At 70.8% G+C, this 18,764-nt stretch carries 20 protein-coding genes and 2 tRNA genes; 17 read left to right on the top strand and 5 right to left on the bottom strand.

The genetic code is table 11. The features are described from left to right. From V6S66_RS04770 to coaD, 3 genes are read left to right on the top strand one after another with little or no spacing between them, the layout of a single operon-like run. The gene (locus V6S66_RS04770) at positions 1-2,130 is read left to right on the top strand and encodes an ATP-dependent DNA helicase RecG (RefSeq protein WP_334205611.1); all 2,130 of its coding nucleotides are present in this window, start codon (positions 1-3) and stop codon (positions 2,128-2,130) included. Then, positions 2,127-2,678, top strand: a complete 552-nt coding sequence (gene rsmD, locus V6S66_RS04775) for a 16S rRNA (guanine(966)-N(2))-methyltransferase RsmD (RefSeq protein ID WP_334205612.1) — start codon at positions 2,127-2,129, stop codon at positions 2,676-2,678. Before V6S66_RS04770 ends, rsmD begins: the two co-directional genes overlap by 4 nt. A 15-nt stretch (positions 2,679-2,693) precedes the next feature. Further along, positions 2,694-3,170, top strand: a complete 477-nt coding sequence (gene coaD, locus V6S66_RS04780) for a pantetheine-phosphate adenylyltransferase (RefSeq protein WP_334205613.1) — start codon at positions 2,694-2,696, stop codon at positions 3,168-3,170. A 59-nt stretch (positions 3,171-3,229) separates the two neighbouring features. On the opposite strand, the gene dinB is transcribed toward coaD, so the two are convergent. After that, entirely contained in the window at positions 3,230-4,432 is a 1,203-nt protein-coding gene (gene dinB / locus V6S66_RS04785; protein ID WP_334205614.1) for a DNA polymerase IV, read from the bottom strand. A 129-nt stretch (positions 4,433-4,561) separates the two neighbouring features. On the opposite strand from dinB, the gene V6S66_RS04790 reads away from it, so the two are divergent. The 10 genes from V6S66_RS04790 to V6S66_RS04835 all read left to right on the top strand — a co-directional run bounded on the left by V6S66_RS04790 (position 4,562) and on the right by V6S66_RS04835 (position 13,181). Next, on the top strand, positions 4,562-5,101 hold the full coding sequence (locus V6S66_RS04790) for a YceD family protein (protein ID WP_334205615.1): 540 nt from the start codon (positions 4,562-4,564) through the stop codon (positions 5,099-5,101). Positions 5,102-5,103: 2 nt separating this feature from the next. After that, on the top strand, positions 5,104-5,289 hold the full coding sequence (gene rpmF / locus V6S66_RS04795) for a 50S ribosomal protein L32 (protein WP_290584388.1): 186 nt from the start codon (positions 5,104-5,106) through the stop codon (positions 5,287-5,289). Positions 5,290-5,313: 24 nt separating this feature from the next. Continuing rightward, positions 5,314-6,039: a ribonuclease III gene (gene rnc, locus V6S66_RS04800; RefSeq protein WP_334205616.1), complete on the top strand. Its 726-nt coding sequence runs from the start codon at positions 5,314-5,316 to the stop codon at positions 6,037-6,039. Further along, positions 6,032-6,916: a bifunctional DNA-formamidopyrimidine glycosylase/DNA-(apurinic or apyrimidinic site) lyase gene (gene mutM, locus V6S66_RS04805; RefSeq protein WP_334205617.1), complete on the top strand. Its 885-nt coding sequence runs from the start codon at positions 6,032-6,034 to the stop codon at positions 6,914-6,916. The genes rnc and mutM overlap by 8 nt, the downstream gene beginning before the upstream one ends. Positions 6,917-7,037: 121 nt before the next feature. After that, entirely contained in the window at positions 7,038-8,261 is a 1,224-nt protein-coding gene (locus tag V6S66_RS04810; protein WP_334205618.1) for a deoxyguanosinetriphosphate triphosphohydrolase, read from the top strand. Between the two features lie 74 nt (positions 8,262-8,335). Beyond that, positions 8,336-10,243: a DNA primase gene (gene dnaG / locus V6S66_RS04815; protein ID WP_334205619.1), complete on the top strand. Its 1,908-nt coding sequence runs from the start codon at positions 8,336-8,338 to the stop codon at positions 10,241-10,243. Between the two features lie 64 nt (positions 10,244-10,307). Continuing rightward, on the top strand, positions 10,308-10,895 hold the full coding sequence (locus tag V6S66_RS04820) for a sigma-70 family RNA polymerase sigma factor (RefSeq protein WP_334205620.1): 588 nt from the start codon (positions 10,308-10,310) through the stop codon (positions 10,893-10,895). Beyond that, positions 10,886-10,958: transfer RNA gene (locus V6S66_RS04825), tRNA-Asn, on the top strand. Before V6S66_RS04820 ends, V6S66_RS04825 begins: the two co-directional genes overlap by 10 nt. 105 nt (positions 10,959-11,063) lie before the next feature. After that, the gene (locus V6S66_RS04830; RefSeq protein WP_334205621.1) at positions 11,064-11,882 is read left to right on the top strand and encodes a TrmH family RNA methyltransferase; all 819 of its coding nucleotides are present in this window, start codon (positions 11,064-11,066) and stop codon (positions 11,880-11,882) included. A gap of 75 nt (positions 11,883-11,957) precedes the next feature. Next, a complete protein-coding gene (locus V6S66_RS04835) occupies positions 11,958-13,181 on the top strand; it encodes an HNH endonuclease (RefSeq protein WP_334205622.1) in 1,224 nt (407 codons plus the stop codon). 23 nt (positions 13,182-13,204) lie between these two features. Here the strand turns inward: V6S66_RS04835 and V6S66_RS04840 are convergent, their stop codons facing one another. Next, a complete protein-coding gene (locus tag V6S66_RS04840) occupies positions 13,205-13,795 on the bottom strand; it encodes a hypothetical protein (RefSeq protein ID WP_334205623.1) in 591 nt (196 codons plus the stop codon). A 67-nt stretch (positions 13,796-13,862) separates the two neighbouring features. Here V6S66_RS04840 and V6S66_RS04845 point away from each other — a divergent pair. Next, a tRNA-Met gene (locus tag V6S66_RS04845) sits at positions 13,863-13,939 on the top strand. A 21-nt stretch (positions 13,940-13,960) separates the two neighbouring features. On the opposite strand, the gene V6S66_RS04850 is transcribed toward V6S66_RS04845, so the two are convergent. Continuing rightward, entirely contained in the window at positions 13,961-14,656 is a 696-nt protein-coding gene (locus V6S66_RS04850) for a DsbA family protein (protein ID WP_334205624.1), read from the bottom strand. A gap of 48 nt (positions 14,657-14,704) precedes the next feature. Here V6S66_RS04850 and V6S66_RS04855 point away from each other — a divergent pair, with 48 nt between their 5' ends. Together V6S66_RS04855 and V6S66_RS04860 are read left to right on the top strand one after the other, a co-directional pair. After that, entirely contained in the window at positions 14,705-15,139 is a 435-nt protein-coding gene (locus V6S66_RS04855) for a phosphatase domain-containing protein (protein WP_334205625.1), read from the top strand. Between the two features lie 122 nt (positions 15,140-15,261). Further along, a complete protein-coding gene (locus V6S66_RS04860; RefSeq protein WP_334207224.1) occupies positions 15,262-15,777 on the top strand; it encodes a DUF3145 domain-containing protein in 516 nt (171 codons plus the stop codon). Between the two features lie 3 nt (positions 15,778-15,780). On the opposite strand, the gene V6S66_RS04865 is transcribed toward V6S66_RS04860, so the two are convergent. Further along, on the bottom strand, positions 15,781-16,653 hold the full coding sequence (locus V6S66_RS04865) for an acyl carrier protein (protein WP_334205626.1): 873 nt from the start codon (positions 16,651-16,653) through the stop codon (positions 15,781-15,783). A 75-nt stretch (positions 16,654-16,728) separates the two neighbouring features. Here V6S66_RS04865 and V6S66_RS04870 point away from each other — a divergent pair, with 75 nt between their 5' ends. Beyond that, complete coding sequence (locus V6S66_RS04870; protein ID WP_334205627.1) at positions 16,729-17,670, top strand: alpha/beta fold hydrolase; 942 nt, start codon at positions 16,729-16,731, stop codon at positions 17,668-17,670. Here V6S66_RS04870 and V6S66_RS04875 read toward each other — a convergent pair. Beyond that, positions 17,667-18,743, bottom strand: a complete 1,077-nt coding sequence (locus V6S66_RS04875) for a phosphatase PAP2 family protein (RefSeq protein WP_334205628.1) — start codon at positions 18,741-18,743, stop codon at positions 17,667-17,669. The genes V6S66_RS04870 and V6S66_RS04875 overlap by 4 nt on opposite strands. Positions 18,744-18,764 lie beyond the last annotated feature (21 nt).

An 18,764-nucleotide genomic window follows, 5' to 3' on the forward strand; every position in this document is an offset into this window, starting at 1 on the left:
GTGCCGGTCACGCTCGACAGCAAGCTCGCGCCCGTCGTCGGCGACAAGTCCGCCAAGCCGCTCACGAAGGCCTTCGGCATCGAGACGGTGGGCGACCTGCTGCGTCACTACCCGCGTCGCTACCTCGAGATCGGCCAGCTGACACCGCTCGGCGACCTCGAGCTCGACCAGCACGTCACGATCATGGCCGAGGTGCGGTCGATCAAGAAGTTCTCGTTCGGGCCGAACGGACGTCGCACCCGCACCGAGGTCCTCGTGACCGACCAGTCCGGCGAGATCACGCTGACGTTCTTCGCCAAGATCTATGCGCTCAAGCCCGGTGACGTGGGCCTGTTCTCGGGCGTGGTCGGCAGCTTCCGCGGTCAGCTGCAGCTGACGCACCCCCAGCACGACCCCGTGGGCGACCGACTGGCCCGCGGCGTCGTCCCGATCTATCCCGCGAGCGCCGCGGCGACCTCGATCACGATCGAGAAGTGCGTCGGACTGTGCCTCGACGCGGTCGAGAACCTCCCGGAGCTCCTGCCCGAGGAGGTCCGGGTCGCCCGGGGCTACGCCGACGTGGCTGCCTCCTTCGAGAGCGTCCACCGCCCGCACTCCGTGGCCGAGGCGATGGCGGCCCGCGCACGGTTCCGGTTCGAGGAAGCGTTCGTGATCCAGACCGTGCTGGCCCAGCGCAGGTACGCCGCAGCCGCCGCGACCGCCACGGCCCGGCCGGCGCGTCCCGGGGGTCTGCACGACCGATTCGTGGACCAGCTCCCGTTCGCCCTGACCGAGGGACAGCGGGAGATCGCCGAGGTCGTGGGCGCCGAGCTGGCCGCGTCGCACCCGATGCACCGCCTGCTCCAGGGGGAGGTCGGCTCGGGCAAGACCGTCGTGGCGCTGCTGGCGATGCTGCAGGTCGTCGACGCGGGTGGCCAGGCGGCGATGCTGGCGCCGACCGAGGTCCTGGCCGCCCAGCACCACCGCACCATCACTCGCATGCTGGGCGACCTCGCGCGCTCGGGGATGCTGGGCGGCGCCGAGGACGCGACCCGCGTGCGACTGCTCACCGGATCGATGACGGCCCGCGCCCGCCAGGAGTCGCTGCTCGACCTCGTGACGGGTGAGGCGGGCATCGTTGTCGGCACGCACGCCCTGATCCAGGACGGTGTCGAGTTCGCCGACCTGGGCCTGGTCGTGGTCGACGAGCAGCACCGGTTCGGGGTCGAGCAGCGCGCCGCCCTCGTCGACCGCGCGCAGACCCGCCCGCACACGCTCGTCATGACCGCCACCCCGATCCCGCGCACCGTCGCGATGACGGTGTTCGGTGACCTCGACGTCTCCGTCCTGGCACAGCTGCCCGCGGGTCGCCAGCCGATCCAGACGAACGTCGTGCCGATCGCTGACCGACCGGCGTGGCTCGAGCGGGCGTGGGAGCGGGTGCGCGAGGAGGTGGCACGGGGCCGTCAGGCCTATGTCGTCGTCTCCCGCATCGGCAGCGCAGATGAGGGAGGGGGCGACGGCGCCGCCGAGGAGTCGCCCACCCGATCCCTCGTGGAGCTGCACGAGGAGCTCGCCGGCGGGGCGTTGCACGGTCTGCGACTCGGGGCGCTGCACGGGCGCATGGCGGCCGACGAGAAGGACGTCGTGATGTCGCGGTTCGCCGGCGGCGAGATCGACGTGCTCGTGGCGACCACGGTCGTGGAGGTCGGCGTCGACGTGCCCAATGCCACCGTGATGGTCGTGATGGACGCCGAGCGGTTCGGCATCTCCCAGCTGCACCAGCTGCGGGGGCGCGTCGGCCGGGGGAGCGAACCGGGCCTGTGCCTGCTCGTGACGTCGGCCGACGCCGAGTCGCCCTCGGCCGAGCGGCTCAAGGCCGTCGCGTCCACGACCGACGGGTTCGAGCTGTCGCGGCTCGACGTCTCGATGCGCAGCGAGGGCGACGTGCTCGGCACACGCCAGTCGGGCTTCCGGTCGAGCCTGCGCCTGCTGTCGGTCGTGCGCGACGAGGATGTCATCCTCGCGGCCCGCGAGGTCGCCACCCGGGTCGTCGAGGACGACCCGACCCTGGCGGGCGAGCCCCGGCTCGCTGCGGCCGTGGCCGCGATCGAGGCGTCCGACGGTGCCGAGTACCTGGAGCGCACGTGACTCGGGTCGTGGCCGGAACGTTCAAGGGGCGTCGTCTGCGCACGCCTCCGGGTGACGGCACCCGGCCAACCTCCGACCGGGTCCGGGAGTCGCTCTTCGCGTCGCTCACCTCGTCCTTCGGCGGCCTCGACGACCTGCGCGTGCTCGACCTGTTCGCCGGGTCGGGGGCGATCGGGATCGAGGCGGTCTCGCGCGGTGCCGCCCACGCCGACCTCGTGGACGCCGACCGCCATGCGGTGCGCACGATCCGCGCGAACCTGACCGAGCTCGGCATCGAGAAGGCGCGGGTGCACGCCATGAAGGCCGATCGGTTCCTGCGCACGGCACCGCTGCGGCCGTATGACCTGGTGGTGCTCGACCCGCCCTACGCGATGCCCACGGCCGAGGTCGCTGCCCTGGTGGCGGTGCTGGCCGACCCCGCCTGGTGCGAGCCCGACGGACTCATCGTGGTCGAGCGTTCCAGTCGCGATCGGTTCACCTGGCCGGAGGGGATCGACGCGCGCGACGAGCGCGCCTACGGCGAGACCACGCTTTGGTACGGTCGCTGACATGGCGGTTCTCGAATGACTCGCGTGGTGTGTCCCGGCTCCTTCGATCCCGTGACGAACGGTCACCTCGACATCATCACGCGGGCCTCGTTCCTGTTCGACGAGGTTGTCGTGGTCGTGCTGGTCAACGAGTCCAAGAAGGGCCTCTTCGACACCGAGGAGCGCATCGACCTGATCCGCCGCTCGATGCGACAGCGACCCAACGTCACGGTCGACTCCTACGCCGGTCTGCTCGTCGACTACTGCGCCCAGAACGACGTCTCGGCGATCGTCAAGGGGCTCCGCGCCGTCTCCGACTTCGACTACGAGCTGCAGATGGCGCAGATGAACGGCAACCTCACGGGTGTCGACACGGTCTTCATCCCGACGGCGCCCGACTACATGTTCATCGCCTCGAGCCTGGTCAAGGAGGTGGCGCGCCACGGCGGTGACGTCGCCGACCTCGTGCCGACCCCGGTGCTGGCCGCGCTCGACGCCAAGTTCGGCCACTAGCCTCCCCGTTCCCTGAGGTGCGACGAGCGCGAGCGAGGAGCCTCGAAGGGTCGAGTCCTTCAGTCCGGCAGGATCGGCTGGGGCGCCCGCTCGGCGCCGTGGCCGAGCTGGGCGGCGCGGCGGAGTGAGGCCGTGCCGAACTTGCCCCTGACCTCGTCGATCGCGGTGTCGAGCTCGGTGCCGGACGCGGCGTCGAGCGGTAGTGAGAGCTGCAGGGGCGTGTCGTCGACCTGGCCGACCGAGACCCCGATCAGGGTGAGCCCGCGCCGGTCGGCCTCCGACCACCGCTGACGCAAGAGGGTCCGGGCGACGTCGAGCACGGTCTCGGTGTGGGACGTGGGCCGCGCGAGCGTGTGCGAGGCGGTGGACCGGCCGAAGTCGCCGAAGCGAAGCGAGATCGTGACGACGCTGCCCGTGCGGTCGACCCGGCGCATGCGGCTGGTGACGCGGTCGACGAGCCCGAGCAGGATGACCTCGATCTCCTCGACCGTTCGCGGCGTGCTGCCCAGCGCATGCTGCGCGCCCATCGACCCGCGTCGTTTGCCCGTCTCGACCCGACGGGGGTCGTGCCCCTGCGCCAACGCCCAGAGGTGGCGCCCCGTGGCGCCACCCAGCAGGGACGTGGCCTCACCGAGCTCCATCGCGGCGATCTGGCCGACCGTGCGCACGTGGTGCTCGTGGAGCTTGGCCGCCGTGACCTCGCCGACGCCCCACAGCCGTTCGACGGGGAGCGCGTGCAGGAACTCGCGCTCCTGCTCGAGGTGCACGACCAGGAGGCCGTCGGGCTTGGCGGAGGCGCTCGCGATCTTGGCGAGGTACTTGGTGCGAGCGACGCCGACCGAGATGGGCAGGCCCACGCGGTCGGCGACGTCGGCGCGCAGCTGACGGGCGATCGCCGAGGGCGCCCCCCGGATGCGCCACAGCCCGCCGACCTCGAGGAAGGCCTCGTCGATCGAGAGCGCCTCGACGATCGGTGTGGTGTCGCGGAACACCTCGAACACCCGACGGCTGGCCTCGGTGTAGGCCTCGAAGCGAGGCGGCACCACGACGGCCTCGGGGCAGATGCGTCGCGCCTGCCGGATGTTCGACGGCGTGCGGACCCCGCGCCGCTTGGCCTCGTAGGACGCCGCGACGACCACGCCGCCTCCCACGACGACGGGGCGACCCCGCAGCGAGGGGTCGTCGCGCTGCTCGACCGAGGCGAAGAACGCGTCGAGGTCGGCGTGCAGCACCGTGCCCTCGGTGAGGTCGCCGTCGGTCATGGCACGATCATGGGGCCGCCCACCGACAGGGTGAGAGGCGCGGGCCTCGATTTCCGCGCAGTGCCCCCGCAGGCTATGCTCGTCGCTGGCCTGCTCGCAGGTCATGTGTTGTGCACTATCGACGAATGGATGAGCGTGCAGACGGGACCTCTGGTCATCGACACCCACGAGCTGGGACGACGGCCGGGCAACGAACGCACGTACCACCTGTCCGTCGAGGTGCCGGCGCAGTGGGGCTATGACGTCTACGGCGTCCCCGAGGGTTCACTGATCGACCTGGAGCTGCGGCTCGAGACGATCATGGACGGGATCCTGGCCACAGGAACCACCGCGGTGACGGCGACCGGCGAATGTGTGCGGTGCCTGACCGATGTCGAGGACGAGATCGACCTCGAGGTCCAGGAGCTGTACCTGTTCGACCGGCCCTCCGACCCGGAGGAGGCCGAGGAGTCCCAGTGGCTCGAGGGCGACCTGCTCGACCTCGAACCCACGTTGCGAGACGCGGTGGTGTTCGCACTGCCGCAGCATCCGTTGTGTGATCCGGAGTGTCCGGGACTGTGCCCTGAGTGCGGGGCCCGGCTCGCGGATGATCCCGACCACACGCACGGAGCGCAGATCGACCCCCGGTGGTCGGCTCTGACCCAGATGATCGAACCCCCCAAGGAGTAATCGTGGCCGTCCCGAAGCGGAAGATGTCGCGCAGCAACACCCGTCACCGTCGTTCGGCCTGGAAGGCCGCGAAGGTTCAGGTCGTCGACTGCGCCAACCCCGCGTGCGACAGCAAGGTCATCCCGCACCGCGCGTGCCGCGAGTGCGGCCAGTACGGCGCCCGCGGCGAGCGTCGCCAGGTTCTCTGACCACTGAGTCACTGACACCCCGTCGTGGACGAGCACGGTGCTGCTGAGCTCGGCACGCACGAGCTCAGCACCGTCCTGGGAGTTCCGGATCTCGATCCGGAACTCCTCACGCATGCCCTGACGCACCGGTCGTTCGCGTACGAGAACGGCCAGGTGCCCAACAACGAGCGCCTGGAGTTCCTCGGCGACTCGGTGCTGGGGCTCGTCGTCACGGATGCGCTCTTCACGACCCACCCCGACCTGCCGGAGGGCCAGCTCGCGAAGCTGCGGTCGGCCGTCGTCAGCGCCAAGGCGCTCGCGGTCGTGGCCCGCACCCTCGGCATCGGCGAGCACGTACGCCTCGGTCGTGGCGAGGAGGCGACGGGTGGCCGCGACAAGGCGTCGATCCTGTCCGACACCGTCGAGGCACTGATCGGCGCCATCTACGTGCAGTTCGGCATCGAGCGGGCCTCGGAGGTCCTGCACCGCGTCTTCGATCCCGTCATCGCCGACGCGTCCCGCCTCGGGGCGGCCCTCGACTGGAAGACCTCGCTGCAGGAGGTCGCGGCCAACCAGGGACTCGGCGTGCCGCGCTACGTCGTCGAGAGCGAGGGCCCCGACCACGCCCGGCAGTTCGCCGCCGCGGTGCACGTGGGCGACCAGGTCTTCGACGGTGGTGCCGGCACCTCCAAGAAGGAAGCCGAGCAGCAGGTCGCCCAGATCGCGTGGGAGTCCCTCACCGGGGCCCCGCCGGCTGCCGCGAGTGCCTGAGCTCCCCGAGGTCGAGGTCGTCCGCCGGGGCCTGACCGACCACGTCGTCGGTCGTCGCATCACGGCGGTCCGCGTGCTCGACGTCCGCTCCTTGCGACGCCACGCACCGGGCCCGGAGGACTTCGCCCTGCGGCTCACGGGCCGGGTGGTGGTCGAGGCGTGCCGCCGCGGCAAGTACCTGTGGCTGCCCCTCGACGGTCCCGGTGGTGAAGGGGGCGACGCGCTGCTCGCGCACCTGGGCATGAGCGGGCAGATGCTCGTCAGCGAGCCCGATGCCCCGCAGCAGAAGCATCTCAAGGTCACGCTCGACCTGGAGGACGGCACCCAGCTGCGGTTCGTCGACCAGCGGATCTTCGGTGGCCTCGCCCTCAGCGACGCCCTCCAGGTCGACGAGCACGGCGCGGCGGTGCCGGCCGAGGTCGCGCACGTGGCCCGCGACCCGCTCGACCCCCGGTTCGACGCCGCCGAGTTCGCCTCCCGGCTCAAGCGGCGCGAGACCGGTATCAAGCGGGCGCTGCTCGACCAGACCCTGATCTCCGGTGTCGGCAACATCTACGCCGACGAGGCGCTCTGGCGGGTGCCGTTGCACTACGCCCGCAACACCCGCACGCTGCGCCGCACCGAGGTCGACACCCTGCTGCACCACGTCACCGAGGTCATGTCCGAGGCGCTCGAGCAGGGTGGCACGTCGTTCGATGCCCTCTACGTCAACGTCAACGGCGCCAGCGGCTACTTCGACCGCTCGCTGCACGCCTACGGACGCGAGGGCGAGCCGTGCGACCGCTGCGGCACCCCGATGCGCCGCAGCGCCTTCATGAACCGCTCGTCCTACTGGTGCCCCCGTTGCCAGCCCCGCCCCCGCAACGGCCGCTTCTGACGTTCCGCTCGCGAGAGACTTTGTTGGTGGTCACGAGAGACTTTGTTGGTGGACAGGAGCAGACAAACTCTCTTCGGTGCACCCACCAATTCTCTCGCGAGCGGTCCGCTACCGTGCACGCGTGACGAGCTACGGCGCGGAGGCACGGGCGCGCTTCGTGGGTGAGCCGCCCAAGCGCGCCGGCCGCACGCCGTTCGAGCGCGACCGCGGGCGCATCGTCCACTCCGCGGCGCTGCGCCGGCTCTCGGCCAAGACCCAGGTCATGGGTGCGGGGTCCGACGACTTCGTGCGCAACCGGCTGACCCACTCCCTCGAGGTGGCGCAGGTCGCCCGGGAGCTCGGTGCGTCGCTGGGCTGTGATCCCGACATCGTCGACTCCGCGGCGCTCGCCCACGACCTGGGCCACCCGCCGTTCGGCCACAACGGGGAGGCCGCGCTGGATGCCGTGGCCTCGGCCTGCGGCGGCTTCGAGGGCAACGCCCAGACCCTCCGGCTCCTGACGCGACTCGAGGCGAAGACCTTCGGGGCCGACGGCGCGAGCGTGGGGCTCAACCTCACGCGCGGCACCCTCGCGGCCTGCATCAAGTACCCCTGGCGTCGCGGCGAGGCGCCGGGCGGCGGGCTCAAGTTCGGCGTCTACGAGGACGACCTGCCGGTGTACACGTGGGTGCGAGCCGACGCTGCGCCCCACGTGCGCCCGGTCGAGGCCCAGGTCATGGACCTGTCCGACGACATCGCGTACTCGGTGCACGACGTCGAGGACGGGGTGGTCGGCGGCTGGTTCGACCTCACCGACGACCTCCAGCTCGACCGCGTCTGCGCCGTCGCCCGCGACTGGTACCTCCCTGATGCCGACGACGCACGGCTGGGCGCCGCGATGGAGCGTCTGCAGCAGCTGCCGGAGTGGCCTTCGACGCGCTTCGACGGCAGCCGCGCCTCGCTCGGCAGGATCAAGAGCCTCACGAGCGCGCTGATCGGCCGGTTCGCGGTCGCCGCGCAGGCCGCGACGACGGCCCGCTGGGGCGAGGGGCCGCTCGTGCGGTTCGACGCCCACCTGGAGGTCCCGCGCGACACGCTCGACGAGATCACGGTCCTCAAGTCGCTCGCCGCGCACCACGTGATGTTGGCGGACGACCGCACCGCGAACCAGGAAGCGCAGCGCGATCTGCTGACGGCGTTGGTCGCCGCCCTGGTCGAGCGCGAGGGCCGCGACCTCGATCGCGACCTCGCCGCGGAGTTCGCTGCCGCTCCCGACGACGCGTCCCGGCTCCGCGTGGTCGTGGACCAGGTAGCGTGCATGACCGATGTCTCCGCCCCGATGTGGGCCGAGCGCCTGGCTCTGTGAGGTCCGGATCCGGTCCCGGCCGTCCGTGGACGGACCCGCGCGGGCCGGTGGGCGCGCGGTCATAGAATGCGCGCATGCCGCGGATCAAGGACGAGGACATCCAGCTCGTCCGTGAACGCGCGCGCATCGACGAGGTCGTCGAGTCCTACGTCACCCTGCGCAACGCCGGGGGAGGCGCGCGGAAGGGCCTGTGCCCCTTCCACGACGAGAAGTCGCCGTCGTTCAACGTCCGTCCGGCCCAGGGTTTCTACCACTGCTTCGGCTGCGGCGTCGGCGGTGACTCGATCAAGTTCCTGATGGAGATCGAGGGCCTGCCCTTCGCCGAGGCCGTCGAGCGGCTGGCCACCAAGTACGGCATCCAGCTGCGCTACGACGAGGACGCCCGCCCGACCGGCCCCAAGCGTGACCCGCGCCAGCGGCAGCGTCTGCTCGAGGCGCACCGGTACGCGGGGGAGTTCTACGCCCAGCAGCTCGGGTCCTCCGCCGAGGCCCAGATCGCGCGCCAGTTCATCAAGGACCGCGGGTTCGACCAGGTCGCGGCCGAGCACTTCACCCTCGGGTACGCGCCGAAGGATCGCCAGAGCCTGACGGGGCACCTCAAGGGCAGGGGCTTCACCGACGAGGAGCTCGTCGTCGGCGGCCTGGCGCGACACACGAACAGTGGCACCTTCGACGTCTTCCAGGGCCGGCTGCTGTGGCCCATCAAGGAGATGACGGGCGAGATCATCGGCTTCGGTGCGCGCAAGCTTTACGACGACGACTTCATGGCCGGCAAGTACGTCAACACCTCCGAGACCCCGATCTACAAGAAGACGCAGGTGCTCTACGGCATCGACCTGGCCCGCCGGCAGATCTCCGGCGCGAGCCAGGCCGTCGTCGTGGAGGGATACACCGACGTCATGGCCTGCCACCAGGCCGGCGTCACCACGGCGGTGGCCACGTGCGGCACCGCGTTCGGCGAGGGCCACGCCCGCATCCTGCGCCGCCTCATGATCGACCACGACGCCTTCCGTGGTGAGGTCGTGTTCACGTTCGACGGTGACGAGGCCGGACAACGTGCAGCGGTGAAGTCGTTCGAGGGTGACGAGGAGTTCGTCGGCCAGACGTACGTCGCCGTGGAGCCTCGGGGCATGGACCCGTGCGACCTGCGCATGGCCGACGGCGACGCCGCGGTGCGCGAGCTCATCGCCTCGCGCGTGCCGCTCTACCGGTTCGTGCTCGACAACACGCTCAAGCAGTACGACCTCGACCGCGCCGACCAGCGCGTCGACGCCGTGCGCGAGGCGGTGCAGCTGGCCAGCGCCATCCGTGACTCCTCCAAGGTCGACGCGTTCCTGCGTGAGGTCGCGGGTCGCATCGGGGTCGAGGTCGAGCAGGTGCAGGCCGAGCACAAGCGGGCCAAGGCACGCCCGGCGCCCGCGAAGGCGCCCGAACGGTCCCGGGTGCCCGTCGAGACCACCGACGCCGCCCCGCAGCCCGTGTCGGCCTTCACCGCTGGCCCGTCCTTCGGCGCCCCGCAGTTCTCCGACGAGCGTGAGGCCCTGAAGGCCCTGGCGCAGCACCCGCACACTGCCGCGCAGTTCGCCGCCGATCTCGACGAGGACGACTTCACCCACCCGATCTCCCGGCACATCTGGTCGGTCATGGCGACGCAGGGCTGGCCGGCGAAGGAGGACCCGAGCTGGGTCCCGCGGGTCTCGGAGGCCTTGCCCGAGGAGCTCCGCCCGATCCTGTCGCGCGCGGCCGTCGAGCCCCTGCTCGCCCAGGAGCACACGACGGTGCAGGTGGTGTCGTCGAGCATCTTCCGCCTGCAGGTGCTCACGGTGGGCCGGCACGTCACGGACCTCAAGTCGCGGTTGCAGCGCACCAACCCGCTGGAGGAGCCCGAGCAGTACAACCGCATGTTCGGCGAGCTCATCGCCCTGGAGCAGCAGCACCGCGAGCTGCGCGAGAAGGCCGTCGGCGGCGTCGTCCCCAGCTGAGGGTCGTCCACAGCCGGTGCGGACACGCACCCATCGAGCTCCGGCGCCCACCACGGTGGAGCCCATGGCGACGTCATGGGTCCGACAGGTGTGGGACGAGCCGGAGCTCGACCGGGGCACGGAGCGCACTCTGGCCCGGCGTGCTCGCACCGGCGACGCGGAGGCACGGGCGGCGTTGATCCGCTCGGGCCTGCGCCACGTCGTGCAGCGGGCCCGCATGCTCGGGTTCCGCGGCGAGGCGTTCGACGACGCCGTGCAGTCGGGATGCCTCGGACTGATCCGGGCGGTCGACCGCTTCGACCCGGATCGTGGCGTCCGCCTGCGCACCTACGCCTGGTGGTGGATCGGTGAGGCGATGCGTGCCGCCGTCACGGTGCGCGCCGAGGAGCTCCCTGCCGAGCTCGCGGAGGCGGCGGGCCGAGGTGTCGAGCCGGGCGACGAACGCCTCGACGACGTGCCGCTGGTGCTTCGACTGCGCTACCGACTGGGGGAGGAGCCGGCACCTCCACGGCCCCGCCACGAGGTCGCCCGCCTGCTCAGACTGACCGTGGCCCAGGTCCGCGACGAGGAGGACCGGGCGATGCGACAGATGCGGCGACGGCTTGCTAGGGTGGTGCACCGTGCTCCCGCTGAGGGAGCCGATCCCCCATAGCTCAATTGGCAGAGCATTCGACTGTTAATCGAAGGGTTTCTGGTTCGAGTCCAGATGGGGGAGCAATGTGCCCAGTCGCTCGCGCGGCTGGGCCTTTGTCGTCCCGGGTCGTGCGGGGTGGGGGCGGCGGGGGGATCTGGGATGGCCGGCCTCTGGTAGACAGGCGGGATGCAGCGACTCGGCGGGGCCGACGAGATCGTGCACACCCGCAACGCCACGTTCCAGCAGTGGCACGCGCTGCTCGGCAACCGGACGAAGCGTCACCGCCAGCAGTCGTTCCTGGTTCAGGGGGTGCGCCCGCTGACGATCGCGCTCGATCGCGAGTGGCCGATACGGATGCTGCTGGGGCCTCTCGACCGTGACGTCAGCGACTGGGCGGCCGATGCCTGGCGCACCAGCACCGCGCCGAAGGCGTTGATGCCGGCGGAGCTGCTCGACGAGCTGGGCGAGAAGGCCGACGTCACCGAGCTGGTGGGCGTCGCCGAGATGCCGGCCGACGACCCTGAGCGTGTCCCGGTCGACGCCGGGCCGATCGTGCTGATCGACCGGGCGACCCAGCCGCGCAACCTCGGCATGCTGGCCCGCTCGATCGACGCCTTCGGGGGAGCGGGCCTGGTCGTCACCGGGCACGCGGCCGATCCCTACGACCCGCAGGCGGTGCGCGCCTCGACCGGTTCGCTCCTGGCCGTGCCGGTGCTGCGCGCCGAGGGGCCCGAGCAGGTGCAGGCGTGGTTCGCGCCGGGCGAGTGGCAGTACGTCGGCACCGACGAGACCGGTGAGCGCGAGCTGCGCGAGCTCGACCTCGTGCGGCCGACCGTGATCGTCCTGGGCAACGAGACCCGCGGGATGTCCTCGGCCTGGTGGGAGGCGTGCGACACGACCGTCGCACTGCCGATCGTCGGCACCGCGAGCTCGCTCAACGTGGCTGTGACCGGATCGATCGTCCTCCATGAGGCGCTGCGCCAGCGGATCGACGCCGGCGTCTGACGCGTTTTCCACAGTTTTCCCCAGGCCAGTGCGCGGCTCCCGGAGGGTGTCGGTGGGGGTCGTTTGACTGGTCTCATGTTCGAGGATCTGGCACCTGAGGAGGTGCTCGCCGCGGTGGCGGGTGCTGACTTCGGCGTGCATGAACCGATCGACATCATGGGCGGCAAGCACGTCGACGCGATTGCGGCGTTGGAGCGGGTGGTGCGTGTGACGCAGGCCCGGATCGTGGAGCAGGTGGATGCTCTTCATGCCCTGCGTTGGTCCACCGGGCCTTCGCTCGAGGGCGACCCGTCGCTCACGGTCGCCGCGGAGTCGGCGCTGGCGCGTGGCATGTCGCCCACGGCGGGCCGCTCGATGCTCGCGACGGCCGTGCACCTGCGATCCATGCCGGTCCTGCGTGAGGCGTTCGGGCAGGGCCGTGTGTCGGAGGCCACGGTGCGGGCGGTCGTGCGGGTCGTGCGCGACCTGGACGTCGACACGGTGGCGGCGGTCGACGGTGCGCTCGAGGGCCGCCTCGACGGTGTCAGTGCCCCGCGGGCTGGCGAGCTGGCCCGCACCGCCGTGGTGGAGCACGATGTCGAGGCTGCGGCCACGCGCGAGAGGGTCGCGCGGGCCGAGCAGTACGTGTCGTACTGGGACGAGCCCGACGGTGTCGGCACGCTGATCGTGCACGGCCCGGCCGAGCAGCTCGTGGGCATCCGGCAGGCGCTGCAGGTCCACGCCGACCGGCTGCGAGCCCGCGGCGACGAGCGCGACCGCGGGCAGATCATGGTCAACACGCTGTTCGAGCGCGCCACCGGTATCGAGACCGTGGCCGGTCCTGAGATCGAGCTGTCGGTGCTGATGCCGATCGAGGCACTCCACGGGCAACCGGTCGCCGCCGAGCTCGCGGGTCACGGCCCCATCTCACCGCAGCTGGCCGCCGAGCTCGTCGACGGAGCCCACCAGACCTGGTTCCGCCGACTCTTCACCGATCCCACGGGCTCACTGGCCGGGCTCGACCGCACCCGCCGCTGCTTCACCGGCACCCTGGCGTCCTGGATCCGCACCCGCGACCATCACCGGTGCCGACAACCGTCGTGCGGGTGCCGGATCCGCGAGATCGACCACATCCAACCCCACCGCAACGGCGGACCCACCACCCAGGACAACGGTCAGGGCCTGTGCCGCCTCTCCCACCTCGTCAAGGAACTGCCCGGCTGGCAGGTCCAGTCCTTTCCTGACGGCAGTGTCACCTGGACCACCCCGACCAGACACACCTACACCTCACCACCGCCCAGGCCCCACCGACGCACGTGACGGTCCGAGGTCGAGGCCACAGATCAGGCGCCGTCGATCTCCTGCTGCTCGTCGACCCGCTTCATGATGCGTCCCATGCCCGGCAGCTTCGAGAGCATCAGGTTCAGCTCTCGCGTGACGTCGAGCATGTCGTGGATGTCGGGTGCGACGGTCCTCAGGTTCGCGAGCATCGGCAGGATGTCGGTCTCCAGACGATCCACGAGCTGCGGCAGGTGGTCGACCAGGCCGACCAGCGCGTCGACCTCCTTCGGGTCGGTCGTCTCGGCGAGCCGGTCGATGACCGGGTGAATCTTCTCGAGCGTCGGCACGAACGTGTCGAGCAGGCCCTCGGTCCGCTCCAGGGTCGGCTCGACGCTGGCCACCGTGCCGGCGGTACGGATGATCACGGCGTTCGCGGAGTCGACGGTCTCGTTCGTGCGAGCGACGACGACGTCGGCGGCCCGCCGGGTCGCGTCGATCTCGTCGACCAGCACGGCGGCACGCGCCACGAGGTTCTCCGCCGCCGACAGCAGCGCCAGGGCGCGCGGGAGCGCGGACGTGAGTCCCTCGGCGAGCGCCACACCGCGCAGACCGAGGATCGCGACGTCACGAGGGTCGGGGATCGGGAGGCGCATCTCGTCAACGTAACGTCAGAGCGGCTGCTGCACCCGTCGGCACCGCCGGACTAGGGTGGGCGGACCCGGGGAGGTAGCTCAGCCGGTCAGAGCAGGGGACTCATAATCCCTGGGTCGCGGGTTCGAGCCCCGCCCTCCCTACCAAGCAACACGTCCATGAGGCCGTCAGGCCGTGAGGTCCCGGATGACCGACTCGAGGTTCGCCAGGTCGGCGACCTCGCCGTCGACGATCACGGTGGGCGTGCCGTTCACGTCGGCGTCCTGGGCCGCATCAGCCGCGTCCTCGACGTAGTCGTCGTACGCACCACCGGTCACGCAGTCGTCGATGCCCGTCACGCCGACGGTGGCGGCGAGATCGACCAGCTCGTCGTCCTCCGGTCCCGCGGTGCCCTCGGCGGGCTGGTTCTCGAACAGCGCCTCGTAGTAGTCGAGGTAGGCCGTGCTGCCACCCTCGACGTAGACGCAGGTCGCAGCGTTGGCGGACCGGCTGGAGTACTCGTTGCGGCTGACGCGGTCCAGGAACGAGAACTGGTGCAGCACGAGGTTGATCTTCCCTGCGTCAGCCGCGTCGCGGAGCGATCCCAGGTAGGTGTCGGCGAACACCTGGCAGATCGGGCACTGGAAGTCGCTGTAGATCTCGACGACAGGCGCGTCGGACGCCGGGGTCTCCGGGTAGCTGACCCCCTCGGTGGGATCCAGTTCCACGCGCTCGACCGCCGCGTCCGGGCCTGAGGGCGAGGTGTCCGAGCTCGGCGAGTCGGAGCCATCCGTGTCGCCGCCGCACGCGGCGAGGCCGAGGGCGAGCACCACCACCACGGCGCTGATCACGAGCGGACGGGTCGGGCGAAGGGTCCGGTTCATGCCGCTCATCCTGCCTCCCCGCCGCGCACCTGGGGCAGACTGGCACCCATGACTCGCGACGCCGTGATCATCGACCTCGACGGAACGCTGGTCGACACGTCCGGCGTCGAGCACCTGCTCGAGGGTGAGGACCGCGACTTCCGGGCCTTCCAGGAGGCGGCCGTCGGCTGCCCGCCGAACCCCGGGATGGTCGCCGTCGCGCGTGAGCAGCACGAGGCCGGGCGGGCCGTCCTGGTGGTCTCCTCACGCGAGTTCATCTGGCTCGACCCGACGCTCGACTGGCTCGTGCAGCACGACGTGCCCCACGACGGCGTGTACCTGCGGATCGTCGGCGACTACCGCCAGGACGTCCTCGTGAAGCGGGAGCTCCTGGACGACGTCGTCGCCAACGGCTACCGGGTGGTGGAGGCGTGGGACGACAAGGACCGCGTCACCCAGATGTGGATCGAGCAGGGGATCGAGGGCCACGAGACCCTCCGCTGAACCGGGACAGTTGGCAGGTTTCCCCGGGTCGGGCAGAATGGTCCCTGTTGGCAGTGCATGACATCACCGCTCGAGGACGCTGGGGAAGGCGACCACTCGAGATCCGGAGGTGCGACATGAGCATGGCCGACAGCACTGCTGTGCGCTCAGCGCGAGGCGTGGTGTTCATCCACTCCGCGCCGTCAGCGCTGTGCCCGCACGTCGAGTGGGCCGTCACCGGCGTGCTCGACGGCAAGGTCGAGCTGGCCTGGCAGGGGCAGCCCGCTGAGCCCGGCACGTATCGCGCGGAGCTCTCGTGGACCGGCCCGGTGGGTTCCGCGGCCGCGATCGCGAGTGCGCTGCGCGGGTGGGACCTCCTGCGGTTCGAGGTCACCGAGGACGCCACGGCGTCGTCGGAGGGTGCTCGCTACTCCTACGTCCCCGAGCTCGGCATCTTTCACGCCGTGGTCGGTGTGCACGGCGACATCGTGATCCCGGAGGACCGGATCAAGGCCATGCGGGAGCGTGCCTCCCGCGGCGACGTCGCCCTCGACGAAGCGCTCGACGCCCTCCTGGGCGTGCAGTGGGACGCCGAGCTCGAGCCCTTCCGGCACGCCGGCGACGGAGCACCGGTGCGCTGGCTGCACCAGGTGGTGTGAGCCTCAGCCGATCGTGACCGCGACCGACGGGGTGGCCTGACCCGAGTCGGTGTTGACGAGGCGCCACTCGCGGGTGCCCGTGCGCGTGGTGTAGACCTCGGCCGAGAACCCTCCCTCGGCGCCCGTCGTGAGGGTCACGGGGAAGTCGTCCCACTCGCTGCCCGCGTCCTTGACCTGCACCTGCAGCTGGGCTCCCGGGCCGAGCGCCGGGATCGCGCCCGTCAGCGTGAACCGCGTGCCGGGGGAGACCGTGGTCGATGATGCCGCGAGGCTGGGCTCCGGCGCCGCCGGGGCGGACGGCTCGGTCGGGGTGGGGGTCGGGCTCGGGGTGGCCTCGGTCTCCTCCTCCTCGTCAGCCGTGGGTGAGGGCGAGATCGGCGGCAGCGCCGTGTCGCCGAGTCCGGTCGACGCGAGGAGGGTTGAGGCACCGAAACCGAAGGCGACGCCGATCAGGCCGCCGATCACGATCATCGTCAGCGCCGTCGTGATCGCCCCGGCGGTGAAGCGACGGCGGTCCAGCGGCACGTCGTGCTCGGTCAGCTCGTCGGACGATCCGCTGGTCGATCCTTCGGTCGCGACCGTGTCGAGGAGGACCGGGCCGGCATCGGGGCTCTGCGCCCAGGAGGGCGCCGTCGCGCCGTCGTGGTGGACCACCGCGCGCACGGCGTCCTCGACGGTGCGCATCGAGTCGACCGCCTGGTCGGACAGGTACAACCCGTGCTGGCGTCCGAGCTCGTCGGCGAGCTCGACCGCCAGGAGGGAGTCGATGCCGAGGTCCTTGAGCCGGCTCGTGGGCTGGATCTGCGACGAGTCGGTGCCGGTGAGCCGGACGACGAGGTCGGTGACGCTCGCTCTGACCTCCCCGTCGGACTGCATGGGCCCAGTCTAACGTCGCCTGCGCCAACCCCACGCGTAACGTCGGTGCAACGCGCGACCTCTACAGTGGCGCGGGTGACCAGCCCGGAGCTCCAGTACGTCGTCGTCCACGGGTACCGGCGGGCGTTCCGGAAGGTCGGCTCCGGCCCGGCCCTGCTGCTGATCCACGGAATGGCGTGCGACTCCTCCACCTGGGACGACGTCATCGCCCCGCTGGCCGAGCACTTCACCGTCATCGCGCCGGACCTGTTGGGCCACGGCGACTCCGACAAGCCCAACGGCGACTACTCGATCGGCGGCTACGCCAACGGGATGCGTGACCTGCTGACGGTGCTCGGCATCGACAAGGTCACGATCGTGGGGCACAGCTTCGGCGGCGGCGTCGCGATGCAGTTCGCCTACCAGTTCCCCGAGCGCACCGAGCGGGTCGTGCTGGTCTCGAGCGGCGGTCTCGGACCCGAGGTCACGGCGTTCATCCGCATGCTGACCCTGCCGGGCGCGCCGCTGGTGCTGGCGTTCGCCACCGCCCGTGCATGGCGGCCCTTCGTCGCCGCGGGGCTGCGCGGTCTGGCCTCGACCGGCCTGAGCGCGACGCGCGACCTCGGGGAGGTGGCGCGGATCTACGAGTCCTTCGCCGAGCCCCGTTCCCGTGCCGCGGTCCGGCGTCTGACGAGCCACGTGCTCGACTGGCGCGGGCAGTACGTGACGATGACCGACCGCACCTACCTCGCGCAGCTCATGCCGGTGCTCGTCGTGTGGGGCCGCGACGACCGGGTCATCCCGGCCTCGCACGCCGTCAACGCCTCCCACGCGTCCCTGACGGACGTGCGGGTGCTCGCCGACTCAGGACACTTCCCGCACAAGGACCACCCGGAGCGGTTCGTCGAGCTCATCACGGAGTTCGTGACCGAGAACCCGCCGGCCTCGTACCACCGGGGTCGGTGGCGGGCCATGCTGCGTCGCGGCGATCAGGCCGTGCTGACGACCGTGCCCGACTCGTCCTCGCCGGCGATCTAGGCCCCGACCTTCGCGGTCGCTGCCTCGTCGTCGCCGTGCGGCCGGACGTCGGGGATGTCGACGTCCGGGTGCCCGGCGGCGGCTCTGGCCTTCTGCCGCTTGGTGTTCCCGGTGGCCCAGGCACCTCCGTAGACCGCGATGACGCCGATGAGCAGGCCCGCGATGTCGTCGGAGACGTAGTGCCAGCCGAAGTAGACCGTGGCCAGGACCGTGCCCACGAAGTAGACCCAGGCGGTGGCGCGCAGCAACGGGTGGATCTTGGTCATCTCGAAGAACAGGCACGCGGTGAAGACGACCGAGACGTGCAACGACGCGAAGCCGGCAATGCCGTAGATGCTGCTGCTCTGGTCGTTCTCGATGACGTCACGGCCGGCCCGGAACAGAGAACGCTGCAGCTCGGAGGCTGGTGTGCCGTCGATGATCTCGAACCGGGTCGGGAACGCGAAGGCCGGACCCACGGTGGGCAGGATGTAGTAGCTGACGGTGCCGAGGATCCAGTTGAGGCTGAGCGCCGTGGCATACCAGGCGCCGATCGAGACGTCGCGGTTGAGCACGAGGTAGGCGCCCAACGTGATGGGGATCAGCATCAGGTAGCTGACGTAGATCACGGCGATGACCTGGGCGACGATCCCCGTGCCGAGCAGGCTGTGCAGGAGGTCCGACGGGTAGTTGCCGAAGAACAGCCAGTGGTCGAGCCGCTCGAGCTCCAGGTCGAACGACGGCGGCCGAAGGTCGGGGAGGTAGCCCTTCAGGTTCCGGTAGCTCACGTACGACGTGTAGAACGCCAGCAGGCCGGCGGCGATGTAGCCGAAGCGGGCCCACGTCCAGTCGGTGCGGATGACCTCGCGCACGCCCCAGACGACCCGCTTGAAGCCGTAGCGGAGGATCGCCTGGGGGATGATGCCCGCGGCGAAGAACAGCATCGCCAGCAGCGGGAGCCGCACATAGGCGGGACCGAGGAATCCCTCCGGGTCGCGCATCGGGATGTCGAGCTGGACCGAGAAGGTGACCGCGATGATCGCAAAGCCCAGAGCCACGATGCCGATGAACGTGTAGGGGTTGCGGCGCAGCATGACCGCCATCTTAATCCGAAC

Source organism: Aeromicrobium sp. Sec7.5 (assembly GCF_036867135.1).
GTDB lineage: Bacteria > Actinomycetota > Actinomycetes > Propionibacteriales > Nocardioidaceae > Aeromicrobium.